Source organism: Paenalcaligenes niemegkensis (assembly GCF_022230885.1).
Classification (GTDB): domain Bacteria; phylum Pseudomonadota; class Gammaproteobacteria; order Burkholderiales; family Burkholderiaceae_B; genus Paenalcaligenes; species Paenalcaligenes niemegkensis.
This window is the reverse complement of the sequence record NZ_JAKGCT010000005.1, coordinates 97206-122120: the sequence shown is the minus strand read 5'-3', so window position 1 is coordinate 122120 and position 24915 is coordinate 97206. Positions and strand designations below refer to the sequence as shown.

Below are 24915 nucleotides of genomic sequence, written 5' to 3'. Positions count from 1 at the left end.
GTTCTTGTGCGTATGCGTAATGGTGCCCATAGTGTCGTATAAAGTTGAACCGTATGATGGGTTTTCGTTTCGTCCGCCATATTTTATTGCTTAAACACTACGAGCAAAGGCATCTCAACTATGTTTAGCCCCACGTTGTTGCTGTTTGTAATACTCATCGCCACAATCTTAATGTTTTTATTCGGTCGATGGCGCCATGACATGGTTGCAGTCGCCGCTCTGCTGGTGTGTTGTGCCGCCGGAGTTATCAGCCCTGCCGACGCCTTCTCAGGTTTCAGCCACCCGGCCGTCGTGACTGTAGCGTGCGTACTGGTTCTTAGCTACGCCCTTCAACAAACAGGTGCGGTAGACGTGCTGGCCAAGCGGCTATTGCCTTCTGATGCCTCCCCAACCGTATCCATTACCGCGCTCGCCGCACTGGCAGCCTTGTTATCGAGCTTCATGAACAATGTCGGTGCATTGGCCTTGCTCATGCCTATCGCCCTGCAGATGGCAGGCCGTCTGGGCATTCCCCATGGGCGGGTCCTGATGCCCTTGGCCTTTGCCACGATGTTCGGAGGCATGACCACGCTGATCGGCACCCCTTCAAACCTGGTTGTATCAAGCTTCAGAACCTACGATGGGCACAACGGCTTTGCCATGTTCGATTTTAGTCCTGTGGGGGTCGTGGTAGCGGTGATCGGAGTCTTGTTTCTCGGTCTCATCGGCTGGCGCCTGGTTCCTGTTCGCGAACGACAAGATAGCGACAGCTTCGAGACTGGAGCCTACCTAACCGAAGCACGCGTTCCCGACGAATCCAAAGCCATAGACATGACCCTGGGCGAGGCCGAAGAAGCACTCGCCGATGCCGAAGCCCAGATCCTAGGTCTGATCCGAAACGGGATACGTTTAAATGCACCCGACGCAACGCTGGTGCTGCGGGCCGGCGACGTCATCCTGCTTGAGGCCGACCCCGCCACCTTGGCCAAAACACTGGAGACGCTCGAGCTTGTCTTTGAAGAAGGCAAGACTCCACTCGAGGATTCAGACAACCCGGAAACTGCCCTCCCAACCACCAAAGCAGCCGGCCCCGGCTTCAAAAAAATGAAGGTGACAACAAACGTGCCTTCAGCACTGAATTATTTGAGCTTGTCGTATTGCCGGGGTCCGCCTTGCTGGGCCGCAGTGCCTCGGATATTCAAATGCGCAGACGTTACCGTATCAATCTGCTAGCGATCTCAAGACAAAGCATTCGCTCCCGTACCCGTCTGCGTAGCACACCTCTACGTACCGGAGATGTGCTGCTGCTTCAGGGTCCGAGCGAAAGTATTAGCAACTTTGCCTCGGCTTCGGGTTGTGCCCCATTGGCCAGTCGCCCTCTGCGTGTGCCTGACCGCAGAAAAATGTGGTTATCCGTAATAATCATGGCGGCGGCTATTGCCGGTTCGGCATCAGGCCTTTGGTCTTCAGCGCTGTGTTTTACCCTCGGTGTGCTAATGCTGCTGGCCTTCAATGTAGTGCCGGTGCGTAACGCCTATACAGCTATAGACTGGTCCGTGATTGTCTTACTGGGCGCCCTGATTCCAGTGGGGCAAGCCATGGAATCAACAGGAGCCGCGGCTACGGCCGCCAACTTTTTACTGACTCATATAGCTCAAGGCCATGCAATCGCGGCATTAATCGTCGTCATGCTGGCAACAATGACACTATCTGACCTGATGAATAACGCCGCAACCGCCGCTGTCATGAGTCCGATTGCCATAGGCACGGCGACACAGCTCGGGGTGAACCCCGACGGCTTTTTGATGGCGGTCGTCATAGGGGCTTCGTGCGCTTTCTTAACCCCTATTGCCCATCAGAACAACACGCTTATCCTGGGCCCCGGCGGTTTCAGGTTTGGCGACTACTGGCCCCTGGGGCTGCCAACAGAACTGATTGTAGCCAGCACGGCCCTGCCTTTAATACTCATCGTGTGGCCTCTCTAGGCCATTCGCCAGGTTTCTTTCAGGTGTGCGAATAATCGCACACCTGAAAGACGTGTTTAAATTACCGTTAATTTAAGGGTATTTCGTCCAGTACTACATATTGATTGGTGTGGCCATCGGAAAAAGATGCAATCAAATAGCAAGCCTGGTGATGCCATGGCACTGGCGTCTTTAGCTGCAAGTTCAGGTGTTCTGCTGCTGCCTTCCGGAGCAGCGACACATGCGGTACATATTCACGCTCATGGCGTTGCCGGCCCACGGCGCCAAGCCTTTCCCACACTTGATCATGTGCACAATGCAAGCCTGCAACAGCCGGCACGCCAGACCCGGGCTCAGGCCCTAGCCAGACTACACCTGCTTTCCTGAACGCACCATATGTCGATAGCACCAGGGGCTGCAACGGCGATAGCCGTAGCCCCTGCAAGCTTTCGATAACCTGTGCCGCCTCGACACGATTGCACTCACCCACGAAAGCCACGGTTATATGCCAGTGACCATCACTCATGATGCGCCCCCACATTGCTGCTGGGCCAATCGTGCGTGCTGAAGCAATAAGGGCTGCAGACTTTCGTCAGGCCATAACCCAACAAACAATCGGCATTGCGGGGGTAATTGTTCAAGATTACAGAGGCGTCTTAAGGCTTTACTCATGAGGATGCTATCCCTACTCCGACAATACGCTTTACCATTGGGTTTTAGTTTAAGCAGCCCTTAGCAGGAGATCAACGCTGTGTCACCCGCAAGCTTATCGCTACTGGAAAAACTCATTGCCTTCGATACCGTCTCACGGCATACAAACCTCGCCCTGATTGAGTTCGTGCGTAATTATTTGACGGATCTGGGACTGATGCCCACGCTAATCTACAACGAGGACCGTAGCAAGGCCAACCTGCATGTGTTGATCGGTCCTCCGGTAGACGGAGGCGTCGTGCTTTCAGGTCATACCGACGTGGTGCCCGTTGACGGCCAGCCTTGGGATACCGCCCCTTTCAGTCTAAGCCGCAACAACAATAAGCTGTATGGACGCGGAACCTGCGATATGAAAGGTTTTCTGGCCGTTGCGCTGGCCAAAGTTCCGGCGATGCTAAGCGCCCCGTTAAAGCGCCCTATTCATCTGGCGTTTAGCTATGATGAAGAAATTGGCTGCTTCGGTGCCCCGCATCTTATCAAGCATCTGCTTGAGCACGAACCCAAGCCTCACGCCATCATTGTTGGCGAACCTACCAGCATGCAAGCGGTGATTGCCCACAAGGGCATAGCGGCCATCAAAACCACCGTTATTGGCCATGAAGCACATTCCAGTCAGGTACAGCGCGGAGCCAGCGCTGTCACCATTGCCGCTCGGCTGGTGTCTTTTATTGACGATTTGATGCAAGAGAACCAGCGCCAGGCAGACCCGGACAGCCCCTTCGTGCCTCCCTACACGACTTTGCACACGGGCGTGATTCAGGGGGCACGGCCGTCAATATTATTTCGCGTGAGTGCTCGTTTATCTGGGATATTCGCAACATACCCGGAGACCCCACACAGCCTTATATTGATCGTGTGATCGCTTATGGCAATGACCTGCTGGCGCCTGTGCAACACCTAAGCGCCGACATTACTATTCGCCATGAAATAATGGCCAGCGTTCCAGCCTTGGCCGATCATGGTGGAAAAGCACAACAGTTAGTCGACGAATGCTTTAACCACGTAGAACGCAATGTGGTTCCATTCGCAGCCGAGGGCGGTCAGTTTCAGTTGGCAGGTTTTGATGTGGTGCTTTGCGGGCCAGGCTCTATTGATCAGGCGCACCAGCCGAACGAGTTCATCGAGATTGATCAAATCACACAGTGCGAACACTTTATGGATGAGCTCATTTCGCGGCTTTGTCAGTGATTTTTCAGCATGACTTTACAAATGATGACATTTAAATAACATGATTAACCGGCTAATCACTGGACGATTAGCTGCACCGAACCTAAGATCATTAAAACTGCATAGCCTCACCCTTGCAGTTCAAACAACGTACCGGAGAAAAACATGGCCTTTATTTGGATGCTAATTGTTGGTTTGGTAGTTGGTTTAATTGCACGGGCGCTGATGCCGGGCAATCAAAGCATGGGTTTGGTCCTGACAACTATCCTAGGTATCGTCGGTGCTTTGGTCGGCGGCTTCTTAGGGCAAGCCTTGGGCTTTTATCCAGAAGGCTCTCAGGTAGGTTTATTGGCGTCGGTCATTGGCGCCATCATCGTGCTATTTGTTTACGGCCTTATCGCTAAAAAGCGCTAGAGGCTGCCTCCAGGTTGGGCGCTGGTTGATTCATAACCGTGGCTAGCGCCACAACCACCTGTTCCCGTCGTGGCGATGCGCCATACTGGCTTAGCATCGAACTCCATTCCGGATGCCCTCGGGCCTCAAGCAACGCAGCGGGAAGGGGGCCTTTTCGCCAATCCAGTGTCTGCGCGTTCACGTCTTCTGAATCGGACTCATCGCTGCTCAAACTGACGGCGATGGCAATGGGAGTTTGTGCTGCATGGCCACGTGCCTCTAAGGCCCGTATCAAAGTGGCTTGTCGAAGCGCCAGCACTCGTATCACGCTTTCATCTACACTGAGTTCCATTTTGCCGCGCCACTTCCCCATCAGGCGTTGCCCCCACTTATCGAATCCCTGCCACAAGCCTCCTGCGGCTGCGCCAACCACGGTCCCAGCTCCCAGGCTAAAGCCTAAGGTCAGCATATCGACGGTAGCCCCTGCCAGGGCACCAGCGGCCACCCCCTTGCTCATCTGCACGCCCAAATTCCTTAGTGCCTCGGGATTAAACAAGTCAGTTTCCCACCGGGTGCCATCAAGCTGTAGTTCGTCCGGCAAGTAATCACGCGACGAGAAATTAAAACGTTTTAACAGTGCTTTCACACAGCGCTCTTCGCGCTGTCGAATCTGCTCACGCATCTGCCTGGTGCTCGCGCTGATTGAGTTCTCGTCGGCTTCGCTGATTAATCTCCACGCCGTGACATCAACCAGCATGTCAGCCAGAATCCGCCAGGCGTCGCTGAGTCGCTGACTTCGCTGCTGCTGTACATTGCTGATCAACGCTTTAAGTGCAGCCGAATGGCCCTCGTTCAGCAGCAACGCCAGACGTTCGTATAACTGGGCTTCACCGCCCAAAGCGGGTGCCACCGTATCAAACTCGGCAATGGCGTGCAGCCCCACATTCGCCAACGCTGTGCGCCACTCGTCGATACGCTGCTCAGCACTGCGCGTGAAGTTCAGCACCGGAAGCAAGGGCTTGCCGGTGCGGGACAGTATCCGTAATTCATCCTGATGCTTGGCCAGAACAGGATCACGCACGTCCACTACATACAGGCCTGCATCGGAGGCCAGCAGCTGCCGCACCACCCTGGCCTCTTGCTCGAAACGACCCAGCGCTTCCGGCGTTTCCAGAAAGCGGCCCAGGCTGGCGGGGCCGTCTATGCGCTCTCCCGGCAGTATCAGGCGCTCGAGGTACTCAAGCAGTGCCATGCTGTCTTCAATGCCTGGCGTATCAAACAGCTCCACAACGGGGGTGTCTTCAACTTTTAGTCTGACACCCTCCACGTGCCGTGTGGTGCCGGGGCTATTACGTACTTCGCCAAAGTGAGCATCGCGAGTCAGTGTACGTAGCAATGAGGTTTTGCCGGTATTGGTATGACCCACGACTGCCAAGCGCAACGCAATGTTTTCTGAATTCATGCTTAGACCTTAACGTAGTAGCAACGCGTCAAAATTCGTGAAAATCTGTTCGGACTCGAACCCCGCTGATTCCAGACGATAGAACCACGCCTGCAGGCGTTCGCCATTATCCGTATTGGGAGCCGTAATCAACACCACGCTGCAATGCTCACCATAAGCTCGCAACTCGCTAAGCCATGCGATGACTCCTCGGTCCGGGGTCTGCTGCGCATCACACACCAATACCAGGTGAGCGGCCTGCTTTAGCTGCAAGCGCTGCAATAGCTGCTGACGTTGGGCGCGTGAATCCACCACACCGACGACGTCCCACGCTGCGGGCAGCACAGGCGGAGGCCAAGACGTGTTACGAGCCAGCTCAACCCCCACGACTAAAGTGGGTGCATTCAAATCAGGCAGAATCACAGCAGGCTGTATAGTCTCGACCCGATCAGCTGGCGCGGCAGCATCAATACCTACCGGCTCGGTGTTAGGCATTAAGCGATCACGATGTTCGGCGAAGCCGAGCATGCTTGCATCGATATGCATGCGATGCAAGCCCAGTACCAAGCGTGCGCCACACAACACTAAGGCCAGCAGACGAGGTAACAAGCCATAGGTAACGATGCACCCTAATACCCAGCCTGACCACAATCGCTGATCCTCGGCGGAGAGCTGCTGAAGGCCGTCGCTACGCAGAATAAGTTCGGAATCTGGCAGGCCAAAACCAAGCAAGCCAGGGATTGAACCCAAACCATGGACCAGGCTCACGAAATGCTGAGGCGCAAGCAGAGTGGTTTCCCAGCTAAAGCCATAACGGCGTGCCGAGAAAGCCCAAAGCAACGCGAGCAAGGCGGCCAGAGTGGCACAGAACCACAGTAGATGACTCACAGCTCCAAACACCCAGCGCGTCAGGCCCTGCCGATTTAACACCGACACCCCCGCTCCAAGAATTAAACCGGCTTCAGGGCCGCGTACAAATCGCTTAGTCAGCCATAACCAAAGACGGCCCAATGCGCTGCTACCTCCGGCGTCCGTCCTGCCTGGCCACCACAGGCTAAGGCACCACACCAGCAGGCTGAGCACATTCAAGGCTAAGAGCGCCGATACCGTCGTCAGCACATTGATACTTCCGTTCCCCCCGAGCACACCGTAGGCGGCGCTAGCTCCGGTAATGCAAGCCAGTAACATCAAAAGCGGCAGGCCCGCCGCGGCCGCCTGCTGCATGCGGTCGTAATAGACCGTCAGGCCTTCACGCTGCGCAATCAACCGGGCCCGCTGCACCAAACGTTGTGCGAAACCGCCGCCGCCCGCAATACTGCGACGCGTTTCGGCGGCATCTTCAATGGGTCCCCAGGTGGCTTCTTTGACACGCAGGGACTCGGCCAGACAGTAGTCCTTAAAACCAACCGGATCCGATGGCGGAACTACAGTTTTAGGCATAATAAACACTAATAATTTAACGACGATAAATCACGCCAGGTGCTGGCGGGGCAAAACCCATGCCAGCCACTACGCCTGCTGCTTATACTTACAAAAAGACGGGTTCGTTGGGCAAGTAGTCAACATCGGACGCTGCGCCTTCTTCTGATGCAGGCGCATGGGCTTTTAGAATAACTTCAATATCATCAACCGCCGCCATCAGGCCCTCAACATACTCTTTACGCACAAATGCCTGCTGCAAGGTTACGCAGACCCTGCTCCATTGCTCGGGAGTAGCCGTGATCGCACGATCCGCAACAATTTCAATACGGCGCTGGTCCAGCGCCAAATACAATAACACCCCACTGTTCTGGGGCGTATCCCACACGCGCAGTCGGCCGTAAACTTCAAGGGCACGCTGGTGACTGTCACTTTCGTGACTGGGCATGATGGCTTCGATAGCCAACACGAGCTCTCCAGTGTGTCCCACCTCACTGGTGCGGATGCGTTCAGCCACATGTGCCAGGACCTCGGCGTTGAAGTGCCGCCTGCGTAGCCACTGACCCTGCATTTGGGCCAGCCCAGTGACGTTTCTGAATGTGCTTTGCATGATTGATTGTCTCCTTACCAACTGCCCGAGGCGCCACCGCCGCCGCTACTGCCGCCACCGCCTCCACCGAAGCCGCCGCCTCCAAAGCCACCGCCTCCACCGCCAAATCCACCCATTCCCCCTCCGAGACCGCCAATAACGGCACCTCGTCTGGATGCACGTCCTGAACTGGAGCGGCCACCTGCGCCAAAGGCGCGGCCAATTTTAGAGAGAACGAAGGCAACTACCGCTGCCAGCAACGCGAAAGGCAGACTCCAAAACATGAGGAATACAAAGACTCCGATAGCAAAAGCAGCGAACCACGAAGGCATGAGGAACGCCATCATGGCTAAAGGTAGCAGCATAATGCCAGGCCCTTCGTCATCATAAGCCCCCTGCTGTCCTGCACTTTGTACCGGAGGCGGCGGCAGCTCTTCACCCTTGACCAGGCTGATCAGGGAGTTGACGCCCGCCTGTATGCCTCCAACATAATCGTCTTCACGAAACCGGGGGTAATTTGCTCACGGATGATGCGACCACTTTGCAAATCAGTGACGGCTCCTTCCAGACCATAGCCGACCTCAATACGTAGGCGCCTATCGGCTTTCGCAACCACGAGGAGAATGCCATCATCGACGGACTCCCTGCCCACCTGCCATGCGTCATAGGCGCGGCGAGCATAAGACTCAATCGTATCCTCACCCGTCGTTGGCACAATCAAAACGAAAATCTGCGACCCTTTCTCTTCTTCCAACGACTGCAGCTGGGTGCTCAGAGCCTGTTTCTGTTGTGTAGTGAACGTGGCCGTCGTATCGGTCACCCAGTCTGTCAGCGGGGGAATAGGCTCTGCCTGGGCCCATGCCGAGGACATGAATAGCAGTGTGACGAGCGCACACAAGCCTGCAGCCGCGTATTGCCGCCATCGTACACGCTGTACCATCGACATAATGGTCATGAAGGACTCCCCTGGGAAATGGCTTAATCAGCGACGGGTGAAGGAATATCAAACTTCACTTCAGGATCACGACGCAATTCGTCTTCACGCGAGACGCCGTAGGGTTCTTTGAGCTTATAGCCAAATACCTTCGCGGTAATCAGGGTTGGAAACTGACGAATATAGAGGTTATAGGCCTGAATGGCATCGACATACCGACCCCGCTCGGTTGCGATACGGTTTTCGGTGCCTTCAAGCTGCGTCATCAAATCGCGAAACAAACCATCGCTTTTAAGCTGAGGGTAGTTCTCCGAAACGGCCAACAGACGAGACAGCGATGACGAGAGCTGATTCTGTGCCTCTTGGAAACGCCCCATGAGCTCTGGGTTGTCCAGGTCTTCGACATTAACGTTAATGCTACCCACCCTCGCCCGGGCTTCGGTCACTTCAGTAAGTACCGTACGCTCATTAACCATGTACGCATTCACCGAGTTAACCAGCTTGGGTACAAGCTCGGCACGGCGCTCGTATTGATTCAGAGTTTGCGACCAGGCGGCTTTTACTTGCTCGTCCAGGCTTTGGATGGTGTTATAACCGCAGCCACTTAACAGCAACGCTACGGCGGACACCATCAATAGTCGAAGATAATTTTTCATACTTTACTCACGAAAAAATCGAATAAAAAGGGTATCCGCTTGCATCCATAACAACAAGAACAACTTAACATTGCTTGTAGTCCTGATGCTTTCTGAACACCGTAGCGAGTGGAAAACGCACCGCCTGTCTCCACACTGCTGCTGTCGATTCTAATTCGAATACGTGTCTAAGCGCCGGCTCAGGGACGCTTTCGCAGATAATCTGCAGAGCATAGGAGAAACACGCTATAATATTCGGATTGCGCAACCTACCAATCGTCGCGTTATTTCTGCAGGTCAATCTTTCCTGCGTAGGCATATTCGCCTTCAACCATTCTAATCGTCAGCCTAGATTGGTATTGCTTTAACTTGCAATAGGCTCGTCGCTGGAAAATCTTTTGAACTCTGAAATTACTTTTGCCTCCCTCGGTTTGGCAGATGCTATTCTGCACGCCGTCACCGATGCTGGCTACACACACCCTACTGCTATTCAAGCGCAAGCTATCCCGCAAGTCATGAAAGGCGGTGACCTTTTAGCTGCTGCACAAACAGGAACAGGTAAAACCGCAGGTTTCACGCTGCCCATCTTGCATCGTTTGCTGGGCCAGCCGGCCAAGCAGCGCAAAGCTGGCACCCCACGTGCCCTGATTATGACTCCCACGCGCGAACTCGCAGCGCAGGTCGAGGAATCAGTACGCCTCTATAGCCGCAACACCGATATTCGCTCGCTCGTGCTGTTTGGTGGCGTCAATATCAACCCCCAAATTCGCGCCCTGCAACGCCCCATCGATATTATCGTGGCGACACCCGGCCGCCTGCTGGATCACTGCCGTCAAAAAACCATTGATTTAAGCCAGGTAGAAATCGTGGTGCTGGACGAAGCCGACCGCATGCTCGACATGGGTTTTATCCGCGATATTCGTCGCATCCTGAGCCTCATGCCTTCCGAGCGTCAGAACCTTTTGTTTTCTGCTACGTTTTCGCCTGAAATCCGTGAGCTGGCGCGCAACACGCTGCGCAGCCCTATCGAAATCTCGGTCACACCTCGCAACACCGCCTCTGAACTCATCACTCAGCAAGTTGTGGTTACCGAGCAAGCGCATAAACGTGATTTGATCAGCCACATTATTCGTCAAAGCGGATGGCATCAGGTGCTGGTGTTTTGCCGTACTAAACATGGTGCTAACCGTCTTGCCGAAAAACTCAGCAAAGACGGCCTGAACGCTGCTGCCTTACATGGCAACAAGAGCCAGTCTGCACGTACGCGTGCCTTGGACGGCTTCAAAACCGGCAAGGTTGTCGTCTTGGTTGCCACCGATATTGCTGCCCGAGGCATCGATATTGACCAGTTGCCTTACGTCATTAACTTCGAACTGCCTCAGGTGCCAGAAGATTACGTACACCGCATTGGCCGTACAGGCCGTGCCGGTAGCGAAGGCCTGGCCCTCTCACTGGTTGATCGTAGTGAAATCAAATTGCTCAAGGCCATCGAACGCCTGATCAACCGCGATATCGATCACATTGAGATCGCTGATTTTGAACCACCGGCACGTAGCGCACAAAGCGAAAGCGACGAACCACGTCGTCGAAACGCGCCACGTCATGGCGAAGGCGCACGTAACGGTCAAGCCAATCGCCGCCCTGGCGGTCGTGACAACGCAGGCCGCGGCGCTCAGCCCGCAGGAGGCCGTGCGCGTACTGCCGATGCCCGAGGCCGCCGTCCACAACCGCAGCGTACGCGCAGCAGTGGTTCGACCTCTGCCGTAGCCACTACCCAAGGCTAGGCATACACGCTCGCAGCAAAAGCTAAACTAGCACACCGAGGCTATACATGCCTGGGTGTGCCACCTATTTCATTGGACGTTACCCGTAGAACATCCGCTTGCTCCGTAAAGGAAAACCCATGTCCGCCGGCGACTTAAGCAAAGAAGTCAAAAAACGTAGAACTTTTGCTATTATTTCCCACCCTGATGCTGGGAAAACCACGCTAACTGAAAAGCTGCTCTTGTTCGCAGGGGCCATTCAAATCGCGGGCAGCGTTAAGTCGCGCAAGGCAGAACGTCACGCATCGTCCGACTGGATGGAAATCGAAAAGCAGCGCGGCATTTCGGTCGCATCGTCGGTAATGCAAATGGAATACCGGGATTGCGTGATCAATTTGCTCGACACCCCGGGTCACCAGGATTTCTCTGAAGATACCTACCGGGTACTGACTGCCGTTGATGCAGCGCTGATGGTTATTGATGCGGCCAACGGTGTTGAGCCTCAAACCATTCGTCTGCTACAGGTCTGTCGCGCACGCAACACGCCGATCATCACCTTTGTGAACAAGCTGGATCGAGAGGTTCAAGAACCACTGGACCTGATCACCGAGATTGAAGAGCACCTGGGCATGGAAGCCATTCCTTTTTCGTGGCCAGTGGGTATGGGACGCTCCTTTGGAGGGGTGTTCAACATCCAGAAAGACCACCTTCACGTCTTTACTTCGGGCAAAGACCATCGCAGCGCCGACGACGAAATGCTACCAGGCCTGGACAATCCTGAAGCTGAAGCACGCTTTGGCGATAACTTTCGCAAGGCACGCGATGAAGTCCAGCTTATACAAGAGGCTGTGCCTGATTTTGATCACGACGCCTTCTTGTCCGGTCAGCAAACACCTGTTTTCTTCGGCTCTGCCATTAATAATTTTGGTGTGCAGGAAGTATTGGACGCCCTGGTAGACCTGGCTCCGGCGCCTGGCCCACGCGAGGCCTTGCAACGCGTAGTTCGTCCGGAAGAGGACAAGTTCAGCGGAATGGTTTTTAAAGTTCAGGCCAACATGGACCCTGCTCACCGCGATCGTGTGGCATTTTTACGCGTCAGCTCTGGTCATTTTCAACGCGGTATGCGTCTGAAAGTGGCACGCACCAATCGTGAAATCCGCCCTAACAACGTGGTCTCTTTTCTGTCACAACGTCGCGAACTGTTAGACGAAGCCTATGCAGGGGACATCATTGGTATTCCCAACCATGGCGTGCTGCAGCTGGGCGATGTGCTCACTGAAGGTGAAAGCCTGCAGTTCACTGGCCTGCCCTTTTTCGCCCCAGAACTATTTCAGGCGGTCGAGGTCAAAGACCCTTTACGAACCAAGCAATTGCGGGTTGGTCTCACTCAGCTAGGCGAAGAAGGCGCTATCCAGGTATTCCGTCCTTATCTTGCCAGCGGAACTTTGTTATTGGGCGCTGTAGGTCAGTTGCAGTTCGAAGTGGTCGCACATCGGCTAAAAACTGAATATAACGTCGAAGCCCGCTTGTCACCCTCACGCTACAATCTGGCGCGCTGGGTAACGGCAAGCGACGATAAGGTAATGAAGAAATTCATCGACACCAACGCCGCTAACATTGCCTATGATGTTGTTGATGCTGTAGCGTTTCTGGCAAGCTCGCCTGCACAACTTCGTGTGGCCCAAGACCTGAATCCCGGCATCGAGTTTCACGCCATGCGTGAGCATAGCGGTCATGTGTTTGGCGAAGGCGTCTGAACTCTACGGGCGTTGCGAACTTTCCAAAGCCAGCAACCCCATTGCACCAGTCGGATTCTGTCACAAGCCCGCCTACAGTTTTCGCTACAATGTGCACAGTCGTCTAAACAAGCTCTTGCTACACAGAGCCAGATGATGACCTTTTTTATCACGGACCCTTATCAATTATGTCCTGGCGTTTAATTCTTGCTGTACTGTTGCTGGCGATCGGAGCCTCGATATGGGGCGGAATTACCATGGGTAACTGGCTTATCGAGCATGGCCCTCTACGGGACCCCATCATGACGGAAATTATCGAGCCTGTAATGATGCCCACCCTTGATGCCGATGGAAAACCCTTCACTGCCGAACCCCCGCAGCCTTTAGTCAATGGCCGACTGGGTGTACCTGAGCCCTACGATGCCATAGCCTGGCAAATCGATAACCAAGCTGCCGACAAAGACAATCCACCTATAGCGCTGGCTACTACGCGCATCACCATGGCCGAAGCGCAGGCTGTTGCAGCGCAGTCCAGCGGCGGTTTACAGGGTATTGCCAGCGTAGGTAATCTGGGCCTCTCCGGGGGTGCCAATGAAGTTCAGCCTGTCGATATATCAGCGCCTCCCCCACCGCCAGCCCAAGAGGTAGCCAGCGCTACCGATCCCAATTGGCGTGGTGATATGCAGCGCGAGCTACACGCCTGCTCGCAACGTGGCTTCTTTGATCGCCCTAGCTGCTCTTGGGATGTACGCAATAAATATTGCGGCCCGAATAACGCCTGGGGAAAAGTAGCAGGATGCCCAAGCAAATCGTTCTGACACGCTGCGGCGGCCTTTAGCGGTGCAACGCGCTTGCTATGACTGAAGCGGATGCTTTGACCTGAAAAAGGTATACGCAATGTGTCTGGCAGAAATAAAAAAGCTTCTTGGTATTGCTGTTATGCAATAAACCAAGAAGCTTTTTAGCTGTACTTAAGCAACAATTACTGCTCAGACATCTGAGATTGTAAATAGTTGTGAATACCGACTTTCTCGACCAGTTCAATTTGTGTCTCAAGCCAATCGATATGCTCTTCAGTATCGATCAAAATCTTAAGCAATAAATCTCGCGAAACGTAATCGCCTACCGACTCACAGTGGGCAATACCTTCTTTAACGGTAATTTTCGCGCCTTTTTCAAGACTAAGATCACAGGCCAGTAGCTCGGGTACGTTTTCACCAATGCGCAGCTTGTGCAAATCTTGAAGATTAGGCAGGCCATCAAGCATAAAAATACGTTCGATAAGCATGTCGGCGTGCTTCATTTCGCCGATGGACTCATCGTATTCATGCTTACCCAGCTTATCGAAGCCCCAGTGATTCAACATGCGCGCATGTAAAAAATACTGGTTAATGGCAGTAAGTTCGTTTTTAAGCTGTTGGTTCAGATGATAAATAACTTGTGTGTCGCCTTTCATACGCGCCTCCTGATGGTCATCGCTCTATGCAATCGACACTATAGCAGCCCAGACACGAAAATAGATGACTAGGCCTACGGCGAGACAGGCTAATTTTACCCACACAAGGGGTATCGACCGCTGCACCGCTATCAAAACACGCGGCTTGCGGTGATTCAGGAGTATTACGCTAGTGAAGCGTAAGAAGGCATGCGGACTGGACTCGCATCGGTATCATTGGCAGCCGTTTCGGCTGTACGGGTAACTTGAGTGGCAAACATCGAACTTTGACCCGCATATTGGCCACCAGGTAAATATTCAATAGCCGTATCGGCACACGCCCCACAACACGACGCTACCCCCAGCTGACCTTGCAGATCGGAGATGCTGGTAGCCCCGTTAGAGACGGCCTCTTTAACTTGACGCTCGGTAATGGCGTTACATATGCAAATATACATGAGAACTATTATCATCCGCACTCAGGAAAATTGCAACGCCCTAAACCGTAAAATCTGACCTTCTTTATTAGGAATAACCCTGGAAATCCAAAGAACGTGGTTTTTATACATTTAGTGTATCTGATCAGACACTTAAAATCCGGATTGCTCTGGCTAACATCAAGTGGGAGCGCAGCCATTTAACAGCAGAGAGGCTTTAGCGTCTCACCGCCAAAGCACGAGCCTTACGCTGCGAGGCTGCCTCAATGCCAAGCAGATCACGATACTTGGCAACCGTACGCCGTGCGACCGTGATTCCGTCTTTGGCCAATAGCGTAGCCAAAGCATTGTCTGACAAGGGCTTGAGCGAAGGCTCCTGAGCAATAAGCTCACCAATGCGCGCCTGCACCGCGCTAGGCGCAATGGAGCTTCCGTCTTCGTTGGGCAGGCCTTCACCAAATAACGAGCGCAACTCAATCATGCCCATCGGTGTCTGCATATACTTCTGGCGTGTGGCTCGCGAGACAGTGGACTCATGCAAGGCCAGCGGCTCGGCAATATCACGAAGCAGTAAAGGACGCATGGCCGCCGGCCCATATTCAAAATAGCTGCGCTGATGATCCACTATGGCCTGAGCCACGCGTACGATCGTTATATGCCTGTTGTGCAGGCTTCGGATCAATGCCTGAGCGGCCTGATGCTGCTGTGCCAGCTCGGGATGGGTTTGCGAAGTCCAGCCATCCAGCTGGACCAGCTTCAGTTTGGGCACAATGCGTGAATTCACACTTGCTATCCACTGATTGCCTACTCGTTTGAGAAAAACATCAGGCACTACATAGTCGGCAACATTGTCTGCCCACGGCGCTCCGGGACGGGGATTAAAACGGAGCAACAAACCATAGACCTCTTGTGCCTGAACAAATGACACACCCAGAGCATCGGCCAGGCGCTGCACACTGCCTGTAGCCAAAAGAGGCAAGTGCCTGGCAATAGTCGCTTGCGCATTACGAGCCAGCGACGGGCTCAGACGATGCCGCTCTCGATCCAACTGCAAACGCAGGCAATGTTCCAGCGAACTTGCCCCAACCCCGGCAGGCTCCAGCTGCAGCAAATGCTGATAGGCTGACTTTATATCGTCCAGATCCAGCCCCGCTTCTTCAGGCAAATAGGCCAAAAAGTCGCTAAGCTCACACTGCAGATAACCGTTATCGTCTAACTCGTCGATCAAAAGCTCAAGCAACACACGTTCGTAGGGCTGAAAGCGGCTCATGATTAATTGTTCTTTCAGGTAACGCGCTAAACTCGGAGACTCAGACGCTTCTGGAAACCAATCGTTGTCGTCGTCGGGTGCAGAGTTGGTAAAACCCAACGCCGAACTTTCAGAGGCCAGGTTTGCAGGTGCCTGATCAGCAGATTCGGTGCCATACTGCTCACTATCTATACGCTCTAGCAACGGGTTATCCAGCAAAGCTTGCGCGACTTCTTGCTCTAACTCCAGCGTCGATAATTGCAATAGCCGTATCGACTGTTGCAATTGCGGTGTCAGCGCTAATTGCTGCTGCTGACGTAACTCCAACGACTGACTAGTTTGCATAAATACAATGAATAATCCGATTACTGAACGTAGGCCTTTACCCAAAGCCCAAGATAGCACCGTATTACGCAGCACCATCATTAAACTCACCGCCACGCAAAAAATACTTAGTGCCAGCGTGATTGTGGTGGTGGCCTTGATCTGGTGGGACTTGCTTAATCGCTTAATCGCCTTCGGGCGTGGTATCGATTACAGCGGTCTCAGTGCCTTAGGGCTGGACACCATTGCGTTAATACAGCAATACAACCCGTTTTTCTGGTGGACACTGGTTGTAATCTGTACCTTTATTATTGCCTATTTTCTGTACCGTTTTACCCTCTACACCCATGTTCTATGGCAACGTCGTTCGGTTGATGAAACCGTGTTTGCAGAACTCATCAAAAACCTCTCCGCCTCTGCCTGCGAAGTCATCAACTGGGCATGGCATGATCGACGCCACCCGATTACTGTCGGCGATTTGCAACGAGCAGCCAATGAGCTGCGTTCGGGCCGATTTTCAAAGATAAGTCTGGCAGAACAGCATGCGGCACTGGTCGATGCCGGACGTAAGCGTACTGAAACCGATGAAAACAACTTGCAATCTGTCGAATTCCATGTTTGACTATCATAATGGAAAATTCGCACAGCCTTCTTCTTAGCACTTCGTTCAGCAGCCATTCGGCCTGCTACGGGCTATGGGGCGCGTCGCTTAACCTCAACGGTTTATTTTCGTCAGCACAAACAGCACTCCTGCCACTACTACTAGCGCCCGGTTGCCGGGCCTAGAGTCTAGTGGCAGCTCGGCAGCCATACCAGCCACCTCATTTGAACACCGTCACCGGTTATTCAAGTAGTTAGTGGTTCTGGTGGCGGTGAAAAGTTACTTAGCCTTTTCGCCCGACAGGTGCAACAATGATCTCCAACCCTTCAAAAAAATACATTTCGTTCTCTCCGTTTGAACGCGACTTTGCCGAACGCACATGGCCTTCCAAGCGTATCGAAAAAGCGCCCATCTGGATGTCTACCGATCTACGCGATGGTAATCAGTCGCTGATCGAACCCATGAGTGTGCCGCGTAAACTCCGCTTTTTCGAGTTGCTTGTAAAAATAGGTTTTAAAGAAATCGAAGTCGGTTTCCCTTCCGCCTCGCAAACCGACTACGACTTTGTACGAAAGCTAATCGACGAAAACCGAATTCCAGACGACGTTACCATTATCGGCTTGACGCAGTCGCGTCCAGATTTGATCGAACGTACGGTAGAGGCCATGGCCGGTGCCAAAACCGCCATGATTCACCTCTACAATGCCTGCGCTCCCGCTTTTCGAAAAATCGTCTTTAACATGAGCAAAGACGAGATCAAGAATATCGCTGTCACCGGTACGCGTTTGATCAGGGAAGCCGTGAAGACCCATCCTGAAACCACGTGGCGCTACGAGTACTCGCCAGAAGTCTTCAGCACCACCGAGCCTGAGTTTGCCCTCGAAGTGTGTAACGCCGTGGTCGAAGCCTGGGATCCCAGCCCTGCTGATCCTGTCGTATTGAATTTGCCCGCCACGATTGAAGCGACCTCGCCCAACCTTTACGCCGACCAGATCGAGTGGATGCATCGTAACTTGAAGCGTCGGGACAGCATCGTGTTAAGCCTGCATCCCCATAATGATCGTGGTACTGCCGTTGCCGCAGCTGAGTTCGGTGTAATGGCAGGCGCAGACCGCATCGAAGGCTGTCTATTTGGCAGCGGCGAGCGTACCGGCAACGTTTGCCTGGTAACGTTAGCCCTGAACCTGTACACCCAGGGAGTACATCCGGGCCTGGACTTTTCGGACATTGACGAAGTTCGCCGCTGCGCCGAAGAGTGCAATCAGCTGCCCGTGCACCCCCGTCATCCGTATGCAGGCGACCTAGTCTTTACCGCATTTTCAGGTTCGCACCAGGATGCCATCAAAAAAGGCTTTGCTGTGCAACAAGCCGATGCGCCCTGGGAAGTACCTTACCTGCCCATTGACCCCGCCGACCTGGGCCGTAACTACGATGCAGTGATTCGTGTCAACAGTCAGTCTGGCAAGGGCGGGGTGTCGTATCTGCTTGAACAGGAACACGGCCTGGCCTTGCCGCGCCGTTTACAAATTGAGTTCAGCCGTGCAATTCAGCGGGTTACCGAAGAAACCGGCAAAGAAGTCACGCCCGACTCTGTACACAGCATTTTCACTCGCGAATACCTGGATACTAAAGGCCCCTGGAAACTGATCACGCATACGGTCAGCAGCCAGCCCAAATCAGAAACGGGCGGCCAGCGCTTTGACATCGAAATCCTGGTAAAAGTGGACGGCGAAGAGCGTCGCCTGCACGGTCATGGCGAAGGCGCCTTAGCCGCATTTATCAATGCCATAGACCTGCCTATTAAAGTAATGGACTACACCGAGCATGCCATAGGCAGCGGCACTGATACCAAAGCAGCTACCTATGTAGAAGCACGTATTGACGACGGTATTAACGGTTTTGGCGTAGGTATACACCAAGATATCCTGACATCCTCATTCAAAGCGATTCTTAGTGCAGTAAACCGTTATGAATTAGCAAAGCGGGCAGATACGGTTAGCGACTTAACAGACACCAATGCCATAAGCGTATAAGTCTGCCCAAACATCATCTGCGGTGATCCTGCAGAGATATAAAAAAAGCGCCTGTATACAAACAGGCGCTTTTTAGCTTCTACCTTATAGACAGGCAGTCGCATAGACGGATTACTTACCAAGCAGTGTCGGCGGGCTCCCAGACCACGTCAGCCTCTGCGTTGGCCGATTTGCGCATCAAATCGAGCAATGGATACGCGCGCTGACGAAAACTGACGGGCTGCTTCATGGCAGGCACAGGAGGCTCATCGTCGTGTTCGGGAGTGTCTTCGGAATGCTCGGGCTCATTATCCATAGACATCACCTTTTCGATACGTCGAATGGCTGTAGCCAACTGATCATGGGGAATAACGCCGCGGGGCGGAAGCTCGTCGGTGTAAGGCCGGCCCGCAGCCTGTAAAATAGGCAAGGCATGTGCAGAGAACATCATGACTTTAGCAGCGGCTTTGGAATTAAACACAAGTAGCATAATGGCTTCCTTTATTGGTGTATCACAGACCTATGATAGCGATCATAAAGCAAAAGCGTTAGTCATAAAGACACCCCACGTTCTGCGCCACTACTCAAACGTTACCAGCCAGAGAAGAATTCAAGCCCAAATCACGCTATTATGTAAGCCTTAGTCGCTTTGGTCCTGACTACGCAACTTGTTGGCGCCCACTAGGGGCCGCTACACCTAACTACAGAATTTTCTATGCTTGCAGAGCAACAACAACAGCTCATCGCGCTACTTCAAAGCGCTGTCAGCGCACTGGTTCCAGATGCGTCTCCCACGATCACCCTCGAGCGCCCAAAGGTCGCTGCTCATGGTGACATTGCGTCCAATGTGGCGATGCAACTGGCTCGTCCCGCCAAACGCAACCCGCGCGAGCTCGCACAACAGGTGCTTGATCACGTGCTTGCCGATGCCGCTTCCGCAGCGCTTATTGCCTCGGCCGAAATCGCAGGCCCGGGCTTTATTAATTTCCGCCTGACGCATGCTGTACATCAGGCCGTGCTAAACGCCATACGCGAGCAGGGCTCAAACTATGGTCTGCAGCCAGCCCGCGACGATAAGGTTATGGTCGAATTTGTATCGGCTAACCCTACCGGCCCCTTGCATGTAGGTCATGCCCGGCAAGCGGCCTTGGGCGATGCGATTTGCCGCCTCTTCAGCAGTCAGGGCCATAGCGTCACCCGCGAGTTCTACTACAACGACGCAGGCAATCAAATTGATAACCTGGCCATCAGCGTTCAAGCGCGTGCCAGGGGTATTGATCCCGACTCTGAGCAATTCCCCGCTGATGGCTACAAAGGCGATTACATCGTTGATATTGCTCGCGAGTTCACAGCCAAAAGTAGCGTAGAAGCTGCTGATGTTGAACGTGTGGACGCTACCGGCGACATCGACAACCTCGACGATATTCGTCACTTCGCCGTGGCTTATTTACGTCGGGAGCAAGACCTAGACTTGCAGGCTTTTGGTCTGAAATTTGATAATTACTACCTTGAAAGCTCACTCTACAGTTCTGGCCGTGTCGAAAAAACCGTAGCAGCCTTAACCGCCGCTGGCCATACCTATGAAGACGACGGCGCATTATGGTTGCGCACCACTGAATTAGGTACCGGCGACGACAAAGATCGCGTCATGCGCAAGCGGGAAGGCGGCTATACCTATTTTGTGCCCGATGTCGCCTATCACGTAGCCAAATGGGAACGTGGGTTTCATCACGCCATCAATATTCAGGGCACTGACCATCACGGCACTATTGCTCGCGTCCGCGCCGGCTTGCAAGGGCTAAACATGGGTATTCCCAAAACCTTTCCAGCCTATGTGCTGCACAGCATGGTTAAAGTCATGCGCAATGGTGCAGAAGTCAAAATATCCAAACGGGCGGGTAGTTATGTGACGCTACGCGAGCTCGTCGAATGGGTAGGACAAGACGCCGTACGTTTCTTTCTGGCCCAACGCCGCGCCGACTCAGAGTTCACTTTCGACATCGATCTGGCCCTATCTCACAGCGAAGAAAACCCGGTGTATTACATTCAGTACGCGCATGCCCGCATTCACTCGATGGTGAGCCAGTCAGGCTCAACCGCCGAAGCCATTAGTGCTGCAGACCTAAGCCTGCTTAGCGCGCCTACCGAGTTATCGTTGCTGCAGCGTCTAGCCGAGTACCCTGCCATGCTTAGCCAGGCCACTATCGATCTCGCCCCCATCAAGTGGCTTTCTGGCTGCGCGATTGTGCTGCCGACTTTCACTCCTGGTATAACGCCGAGCGCGTCAATATCGACGATCAAGCCTTGAAACTGGCTCGTCTTGCGCTAGCGACGTCCTGCGCGCAAGTCATTGCCAATGGCTTAAATGTGCTGGGCGTTTCAGCACCTACAAAAATGTAATTTCTTTATGGCCACCCGACGCAAAACCTCTCGCTCAAAACCCGCACGCAGCGGCAGTACACTGTTTGGGATCATCATCGGGCTCGTCCTGGGGCTTGCCGCTGCGGTGGCGGTGGCGCTTTATATAACAAAAGCGCCCATGCCTTTCGCGGATCGTGCCAGCCGAGACCCGGCCTCAATCTTGTTGCCCGATGTCCGTGACGCTCCCGACCCAAACCTGGCGCTGTATCCGGGCCATACCGACGCACCCGTCTTTAATGGTAACGATCCTCTGTCCGGCCTGACTACGCCCGGCTCGCGCCCGCCGGCAGCTTCTGCTCCAAAGGCACCTGATGCCTTGGGCGACTTGATCGCGACCCTGCCCAGAGGCACTAACCCGGCGCCTGGAGCAGCTAATCCCACAGCCACGCCCCCGCCAACAATTCCACCACAACCAATGCGCCCACTGTTGCCGCATTGACGCCAGCCAAGACAACGGCGCCCAAACGCAATACCTACTTTTTACAAGCGGGTGCATTCCGCTCATCCAATGATGCCGAAGCCGTCAAGGCACGCATCTTGATGATGGGTCTGCAGGCAGACGTACAGGTGGCTCAACTTAATGGCAGCGCCATCAATCGGGTACGTGTAGGGCCTTTCAACGGTATAGACGAAATGAACCGTGCCCGGGTCAGCTTGGGCGATGAAAAAATTGAAACTTCGGTGGTGGCTCAGCCTTAAGTCAAAATAATTTGTCCCCAGACAGTCAGTCGCAAGCTACGCAGGCTGATAAACAAACATTGCTGATACAAAGCTGGATCTTAGAACGTTCGGCAATGTCAGATACTGAACTTCGTAAACGAAACGCAGTCATAGCTGTTGTCGCTATTAAGGAAATTTTCGATGAACAATAAAAACCGTATTTTAAAACTGGCCGCTGGTACCGCTATTGCGTTTAGCGCCCTGCTAAGCCCCCTTGGCATGACGGCCAATTCGGCTTCAAACCAAGGCTATGTCACATTGAGCACCACCATGCCCTCTGACACAGCCAACAAAACCGAAGTTCTTGAATTCTTTGCCTATAGCTGCCCCCATTGTGCAGCGGCCGACCCTATTGTAGAAAGCTGGTCTGAGACCTTGCCCGACAATATTGCCTTTAACCGTGTGCCTGTTGCATTTAATGCCGGCATGGGCGACTTACAGCGCATGTACTACACGCTCGAAGCCCTGGACAGGCTGGATCTGCATCCAAAACTGTTCGATGCGCTGCACAAAGAGCGTAAGTCACTGTTTGACGCCAAAGCGTTGGCCAAGTGGGCTGTAGATCAAGGTATTTCCAAAGACGAATTCGACGCTACCTTTAGCTCCTTCGGTGTAAATACCAAGATTGCCAAGGCCAATGACCTTGCCAAGGCCTATCGCATTGACGCTACCCCTATGATGGCGGTTGGCGGCAAGTATGTAACGTCACCATCCATGACCAATGGTCTTGCCGAAATGGTGCAGCAAGCCGATGCGCTGGTAAAACAGCTTGATTAAAGGCTGACTGTAACGGGTTCTTAAGAGCGGACTATAACGAGTTCTTAAGGCGGGCCGTCGCTTCCAGAGGAGCCGGCACGGTGTGCTTGTTTCCGCATCTGCCTCGTCCAGTCGGCGGCGGACGAACTCGCTGCGCTCAAACAGCGTCCGCCTTTACCCGACTTCCCTTCGTCAGCCTGCGGCGCACACCTACTCGCCGGCTCCTCTGGAAGCGACGGCCCTCTAGCACAGGTGGTTGCTCCCCCAATTGCCCAGAGCTACTGGAAAGGCAACAGGGGTAGAGAGACGGGCTTATAAACTACTTGGCTTGAAGCAACTGCTTGGCGTTTAACAGTACAAGCTCATTGTCATCCTGCTGCTTAGGTTCGCGGCTGCTGGAAAATGGGAAGTTATTATCGTTTCCAACCACGATACGCTCCTCATCAATAATATCGACATTTTCGATGGTCAGGAACGGAAACTGCAGAACGCCATCTGTTAACGGTTTGCGTGCAACCTTATTGGGATCCTGAATATTCAGTAAATCAATATAAGCGATCTTGCGCATTGGCTTAGCGACTGTATCAGCTGAGAACTCCACTTTATAGACACGCTTGAACTTTGGCAGGTTTGAGAAACACGTCGTCGTGTCGGCTCCGTCCTTGCAAACCTTGTCGGGCGTACCTTCGCCATTGTCCCGCTCGATAACCAAGGCGGTGGTCTCGTCAATCATGTTGAAGTCACCAATGGCATTGCCTTTATTTTCTAGCGGGTAAAACCAGGAACGGCCTGTCCATTTTTCATCCGCTACGCTGAACTCCAGAACGCGCAACCCCCTTTACCATCAACCTGTTCCATCTCGCTGCCGTCTTCATCCCATAGCGGGCCTTCAAGCATTGGGTATAAGAACTTGCCATCCTTGGATGCTGCCATGCCCTCATAGCCCTGTGAACGCCTCAAGTTAACGTTCGTGTAGGTAGCGCCAGGAGCCCCAGGCGATGTCACAGCATAGTGATCAGGCGAATGAATTTTTTGCCATCTACTTCAGTTTCAAAAAAGGCCAGCACCTTGCCGCTTTTATCGACCTTAATTAAATAAGGGCCGAACTCATCACCTATCCAAAAATTTTCGCCGATGGGCTGAAAGCTTTCGGTGTCCAGATCGGAACCCGTCAGGTAGCGCTCTGCCGACTCTTCATGAACAATGCGAAATGGTACTTTTTTATCTGGGTCGCTTAAGAAAATGGTCGCCATAGGCTTGAACTCACCTGACTTCCAATCAATTTCATACTGATTCAAATACAGCATGGAATCCATGGAGTTGGCTTTGTTGCCAAAGCCGTTGTCGGTAAGAATCCAGACACTGCCATCATCCATGACCTTTATCCCGGAGTGCCCCTGCAATGGCTGGCCTTTGATGGGTAAAGAAATTCCGGTTTCGCGATCTGCCGACTTGCCCATGACGGTGCCCAGGGCCTCGACTCGCTGCCTCGTGGTGTACTTACCGGAAATTTTCAAATCGTTCGGTGCATTATCAGGAACCTGAATAACGCTTTGCGCAGGCAGCACGGCGTGCGCTTCAAGCACAGCAGGAAGCTCCTGCTGCGCTGCTACCGTCATCGACGCTGAACCTAATACTGCTGCCAACACTGTCAAACGAAAAAGCTTCATGTTTTATCCTTAAACAACTACGAGAAGCAGCTAGTCTAGGGACCATTGATGACGGGATAATGAAATAGCGTATACGCTACTCGATTGCAGCGATAAGTGATATTTCGAGTGGGGCTTTACCGGGAAGGGTAAAAACACCTATCGCAGCACGGGAGCTGATTCCTTCCTGACCTAATTCGGCAAAGAGGTAGTCAGAGGCAAAGTCGGCGATCTTCGAGTGCTTATCAAAGGCCTCATCGCTACTGGCCACATAGACTGTCATGCTTAAAATCTGTGCGATGCGCTCGTTCGTGGTCAAGGTAGCCCGTGCAGCATTCAGGGCGTTAGCCACGGCCAGTTGGGCAGCTTCTTTGTAATCATTCAGGTCGTCGCCGCTTTGCACGCCACCGGTGCGAATCAGCTGGCCATCGCGGCGAGGTGTCATGCCAGCGGTAAAAACCTGTGCACCACGTCGGGTAGCGGGTGCGTAATTGCCTTGTGGAATGGGCGGGTTCTGCGAACTCATTTTCTATACCTTTGAATCATCAGCACGCAACGCTCGACGGCGTGCACTGCCGCA

The 24915-nt window shown here is 53.4% G+C and carries 25 protein-coding genes and 2 pseudogenes; 14 read left to right on the top strand and 13 right to left on the bottom strand.

What is annotated here, in order from left to right; genetic code table 11:
* Window positions 1–120: 120 nt before the first annotated feature.
* Together L1889_RS16195 and L1889_RS16190 are read left to right on the top strand one after the other, a co-directional pair.
* Window positions 121–1212 (top strand): SLC13 family permease, encoded by a 1092-nt coding sequence (locus tag L1889_RS16195; protein ID WP_238666068.1) that lies wholly within the window; start codon window positions 121–123, stop codon window positions 1210–1212.
* Complete coding sequence (locus tag L1889_RS16190; RefSeq protein ID WP_308217691.1) at window positions 1137–1964, top strand: SLC13 family permease; 828 nt, start codon at window positions 1137–1139, stop codon at window positions 1962–1964. Before L1889_RS16195 ends, L1889_RS16190 begins: the two co-directional genes overlap by 76 nt.
* A 67-nt stretch (window positions 1965–2031) precedes the next feature.
* On the opposite strand, the gene L1889_RS16185 is transcribed toward L1889_RS16190, so the two are convergent.
* The gene (locus L1889_RS16185) at window positions 2032–2469 is read right to left on the bottom strand and encodes a 2'-5' RNA ligase family protein (protein WP_238666066.1); all 438 of its coding nucleotides are present in this window, start codon (window positions 2467–2469) and stop codon (window positions 2032–2034) included.
* 225 nt (window positions 2470–2694) lie between these two features.
* On the opposite strand from L1889_RS16185, the gene L1889_RS16180 reads away from it, so the two are divergent.
* From L1889_RS16180 to L1889_RS16170, 3 genes are all read left to right on the top strand, one after another.
* On the top strand, window positions 2695–3513 hold the full coding sequence (locus tag L1889_RS16180; RefSeq protein WP_238666065.1) for a M20/M25/M40 family metallo-hydrolase: 819 nt from the start codon (window positions 2695–2697) through the stop codon (window positions 3511–3513).
* Window positions 3510–3842, top strand: a complete 333-nt coding sequence (locus L1889_RS16175; protein WP_238666064.1) for a M20/M25/M40 family metallo-hydrolase — start codon at window positions 3510–3512, stop codon at window positions 3840–3842. The genes L1889_RS16180 and L1889_RS16175 overlap by 4 nt, the downstream gene beginning before the upstream one ends.
* A 144-nt stretch (window positions 3843–3986) precedes the next feature.
* Complete coding sequence (locus L1889_RS16170) at window positions 3987–4235, top strand: GlsB/YeaQ/YmgE family stress response membrane protein (RefSeq protein WP_238666063.1); 249 nt, start codon at window positions 3987–3989, stop codon at window positions 4233–4235.
* Here the strand turns inward: L1889_RS16170 and L1889_RS16165 are convergent.
* The 6 genes from L1889_RS16165 to L1889_RS16140 form a co-directional block, all read right to left on the bottom strand.
* Window positions 4222–5676: a GTPase/DUF3482 domain-containing protein gene (locus L1889_RS16165; protein ID WP_238666062.1), complete on the bottom strand. Its 1455-nt coding sequence runs from the start codon at window positions 5674–5676 to the stop codon at window positions 4222–4224. The genes L1889_RS16170 and L1889_RS16165 overlap by 14 nt on opposite strands.
* Window positions 5677–5685: 9 nt before the next feature.
* On the bottom strand, window positions 5686–7095 hold the full coding sequence (locus tag L1889_RS16160) for a DUF2868 domain-containing protein (protein WP_238666061.1): 1410 nt from the start codon (window positions 7093–7095) through the stop codon (window positions 5686–5688).
* An 88-nt stretch (window positions 7096–7183) separates the two neighbouring features.
* On the bottom strand, window positions 7184–7684 hold the full coding sequence (locus L1889_RS16155; protein WP_238666060.1) for a TPM domain-containing protein: 501 nt from the start codon (window positions 7682–7684) through the stop codon (window positions 7184–7186).
* 14 nt (window positions 7685–7698) lie between these two features.
* Window positions 7699–8028 carry a hypothetical protein gene (locus L1889_RS16150; protein ID WP_238666059.1) on the bottom strand — a complete coding sequence of 110 codons (330 nt, stop codon included), beginning with the start codon at window positions 8026–8028 and terminating at the stop codon, window positions 7699–7701.
* 89 nt (window positions 8029–8117) lie between these two features.
* Window positions 8118–8618 carry a TPM domain-containing protein gene (locus L1889_RS16145; protein ID WP_238666058.1) on the bottom strand — a complete coding sequence of 167 codons (501 nt, stop codon included), beginning with the start codon at window positions 8616–8618 and terminating at the stop codon, window positions 8118–8120.
* A gap of 23 nt (window positions 8619–8641) precedes the next feature.
* A complete protein-coding gene (locus L1889_RS16140; protein WP_238666057.1) occupies window positions 8642–9253 on the bottom strand; it encodes a LemA family protein in 612 nt (203 codons plus the stop codon).
* 377 nt (window positions 9254–9630) lie between these two features.
* Here L1889_RS16140 and L1889_RS16135 point away from each other — a divergent pair, with 377 nt between their 5' ends.
* The 3 genes from L1889_RS16135 to L1889_RS16125 all read left to right on the top strand — a co-directional run bounded on the left by L1889_RS16135 (window position 9631) and on the right by L1889_RS16125 (window position 13549).
* Complete coding sequence (locus tag L1889_RS16135; protein ID WP_238666056.1) at window positions 9631–11016, top strand: DEAD/DEAH box helicase; 1386 nt, start codon at window positions 9631–9633, stop codon at window positions 11014–11016.
* A 119-nt stretch (window positions 11017–11135) separates the two neighbouring features.
* On the top strand, window positions 11136–12752 hold the full coding sequence (locus L1889_RS16130) for a peptide chain release factor 3 (protein WP_238666055.1): 1617 nt from the start codon (window positions 11136–11138) through the stop codon (window positions 12750–12752).
* Window positions 12753–12919: 167 nt separating this feature from the next.
* A complete protein-coding gene (locus L1889_RS16125; RefSeq protein ID WP_238666054.1) occupies window positions 12920–13549 on the top strand; it encodes a hypothetical protein in 630 nt (209 codons plus the stop codon).
* Window positions 13550–13713: 164 nt separating this feature from the next.
* Here the strand turns inward: L1889_RS16125 and bfr are convergent, their stop codons facing one another.
* From bfr to rpoN, 3 genes are all read right to left on the bottom strand, one after another.
* Window positions 13714–14187, bottom strand: a complete 474-nt coding sequence (bfr, locus tag L1889_RS16120) for a bacterioferritin (RefSeq protein ID WP_238666053.1) — start codon at window positions 14185–14187, stop codon at window positions 13714–13716.
* Between the two features lie 164 nt (window positions 14188–14351).
* Window positions 14352–14624 carry a (2Fe-2S)-binding protein gene (locus tag L1889_RS16115; RefSeq protein ID WP_238666052.1) on the bottom strand — a complete coding sequence of 91 codons (273 nt, stop codon included), beginning with the start codon at window positions 14622–14624 and terminating at the stop codon, window positions 14352–14354.
* A gap of 196 nt (window positions 14625–14820) precedes the next feature.
* Window positions 14821–16197, bottom strand: coding sequence for an RNA polymerase factor sigma-54 (gene rpoN / locus L1889_RS16110; RefSeq protein ID WP_238666051.1), 1377 nt, complete (start codon window positions 16195–16197; stop codon window positions 14821–14823).
* Window positions 16198–16204: 7 nt separating this feature from the next.
* On the opposite strand from rpoN, the gene L1889_RS16105 reads away from it, so the two are divergent.
* Together L1889_RS16105 and leuA are read left to right on the top strand one after the other, a co-directional pair.
* Entirely contained in the window at window positions 16205–16798 is a 594-nt protein-coding gene (locus tag L1889_RS16105) for a hypothetical protein (protein ID WP_238666050.1), read from the top strand.
* A 290-nt stretch (window positions 16799–17088) separates the two neighbouring features.
* Entirely contained in the window at window positions 17089–18810 is a 1722-nt protein-coding gene (leuA, locus tag L1889_RS16100; protein ID WP_238666049.1) for a 2-isopropylmalate synthase, read from the top strand.
* 115 nt (window positions 18811–18925) lie between these two features.
* Here leuA and L1889_RS16095 read toward each other — a convergent pair whose 3' ends face one another.
* Window positions 18926–19279 carry a DUF1840 domain-containing protein gene (locus L1889_RS16095; RefSeq protein WP_238666048.1) on the bottom strand — a complete coding sequence of 118 codons (354 nt, stop codon included), beginning with the start codon at window positions 19277–19279 and terminating at the stop codon, window positions 18926–18928.
* Window positions 19280–19504: 225 nt separating this feature from the next.
* Between L1889_RS16095 and argS the strand changes: the two are divergent.
* The 4 genes and pseudogenes from argS to L1889_RS16075 all read left to right on the top strand — a co-directional run bounded on the left by argS (window position 19505) and on the right by L1889_RS16075 (window position 22707).
* A pseudogene (gene argS / locus L1889_RS16090) lies at window positions 19505–21189 on the top strand (arginine--tRNA ligase).
* A 7-nt stretch (window positions 21190–21196) separates the two neighbouring features.
* Entirely contained in the window at window positions 21197–21649 is a 453-nt protein-coding gene (locus L1889_RS16085; RefSeq protein WP_238666047.1) for a hypothetical protein, read from the top strand.
* On the top strand, window positions 21646–21909 hold the full coding sequence (locus L1889_RS16080; protein WP_238666046.1) for an SPOR domain-containing protein: 264 nt from the start codon (window positions 21646–21648) through the stop codon (window positions 21907–21909). Before L1889_RS16085 ends, L1889_RS16080 begins: the two co-directional genes overlap by 4 nt.
* Window positions 21910–22071: 162 nt before the next feature.
* Window positions 22072–22707 (top strand): thiol:disulfide interchange protein DsbA/DsbL, encoded by a 636-nt coding sequence (locus L1889_RS16075; protein WP_238666045.1) that lies wholly within the window; start codon window positions 22072–22074, stop codon window positions 22705–22707.
* Window positions 22708–23005: 298 nt separating this feature from the next.
* On the opposite strand, the pseudogene L1889_RS16070 reads toward L1889_RS16075, so the two are convergent.
* Window positions 23006–24356: pseudogene (locus L1889_RS16070) on the bottom strand (esterase-like activity of phytase family protein).
* 76 nt (window positions 24357–24432) lie between these two features.
* Entirely contained in the window at window positions 24433–24861 is a 429-nt protein-coding gene (locus tag L1889_RS16065; RefSeq protein WP_238666044.1) for a RidA family protein, read from the bottom strand.
* Window positions 24862–24915 lie beyond the last annotated feature (54 nt).

Excerpts from the sequence above, each read along its gene's own strand:
- L1889_RS16125 (WP_238666054.1), top strand. The coding sequence starts at position 12,920 with ATGTCCTGGCGTTTAATTCTTGCTGTACTGTTGCTGGCGATCGGAGCC.
- L1889_RS16165 (WP_238666062.1), bottom strand. The coding sequence starts at position 5,676 with ATGAATTCAGAAAACATTGCGTTGCGCTTGGCAGTCGTGGGTCATACC.
- L1889_RS16065 (WP_238666044.1), bottom strand. The coding sequence starts at position 24,861 with ATGAGTTCGCAGAACCCGCCCATTCCACAAGGCAATTACGCACCCGCT.
- L1889_RS16085 (WP_238666047.1), top strand. The coding sequence starts at position 21,197 with ATGGCCACCCGACGCAAAACCTCTCGCTCAAAACCCGCACGCAGCGGC.
- L1889_RS16145 (WP_238666058.1), bottom strand. The coding sequence starts at position 8,618 with ATGACCATTATGTCGATGGTACAGCGTGTACGATGGCGGCAATACGCG.
- L1889_RS16170 (WP_238666063.1), top strand. The coding sequence starts at position 3,987 with ATGGCCTTTATTTGGATGCTAATTGTTGGTTTGGTAGTTGGTTTAATT.
- rpoN (WP_238666051.1), bottom strand. The coding sequence starts at position 16,197 with ATGCAAACTAGTCAGTCGTTGGAGTTACGTCAGCAGCAGCAATTAGCG.
- L1889_RS16115 (WP_238666052.1), bottom strand. The coding sequence starts at position 14,624 with ATGTATATTTGCATATGTAACGCCATTACCGAGCGTCAAGTTAAAGAG.
- L1889_RS16075 (WP_238666045.1), top strand. The coding sequence starts at position 22,072 with ATGAACAATAAAAACCGTATTTTAAAACTGGCCGCTGGTACCGCTATT.
- L1889_RS16130 (WP_238666055.1), top strand. The coding sequence starts at position 11,136 with ATGTCCGCCGGCGACTTAAGCAAAGAAGTCAAAAAACGTAGAACTTTT.
- L1889_RS16185 (WP_238666066.1), bottom strand. The coding sequence starts at position 2,469 with ATGAGTGATGGTCACTGGCATATAACCGTGGCTTTCGTGGGTGAGTGC.
- leuA (WP_238666049.1), top strand. The coding sequence starts at position 17,089 with ATGATCTCCAACCCTTCAAAAAAATACATTTCGTTCTCTCCGTTTGAA.
- L1889_RS16140 (WP_238666057.1), bottom strand. The coding sequence starts at position 9,253 with ATGAAAAATTATCTTCGACTATTGATGGTGTCCGCCGTAGCGTTGCTG.
- L1889_RS16095 (WP_238666048.1), bottom strand. The coding sequence starts at position 19,279 with ATGCTACTTGTGTTTAATTCCAAAGCCGCTGCTAAAGTCATGATGTTC.
- L1889_RS16105 (WP_238666050.1), top strand. The coding sequence starts at position 16,205 with ATGAATAATCCGATTACTGAACGTAGGCCTTTACCCAAAGCCCAAGAT.
- L1889_RS16195 (WP_238666068.1), top strand. The coding sequence starts at position 121 with ATGTTTAGCCCCACGTTGTTGCTGTTTGTAATACTCATCGCCACAATC.
- bfr (WP_238666053.1), bottom strand. The coding sequence starts at position 14,187 with ATGAAAGGCGACACACAAGTTATTTATCATCTGAACCAACAGCTTAAA.
- L1889_RS16150 (WP_238666059.1), bottom strand. The coding sequence starts at position 8,028 with ATGCTGCTACCTTTAGCCATGATGGCGTTCCTCATGCCTTCGTGGTTC.
- L1889_RS16155 (WP_238666060.1), bottom strand. The coding sequence starts at position 7,684 with ATGCAAAGCACATTCAGAAACGTCACTGGGCTGGCCCAAATGCAGGGT.
- L1889_RS16160 (WP_238666061.1), bottom strand. The coding sequence starts at position 7,095 with ATGCCTAAAACTGTAGTTCCGCCATCGGATCCGGTTGGTTTTAAGGAC.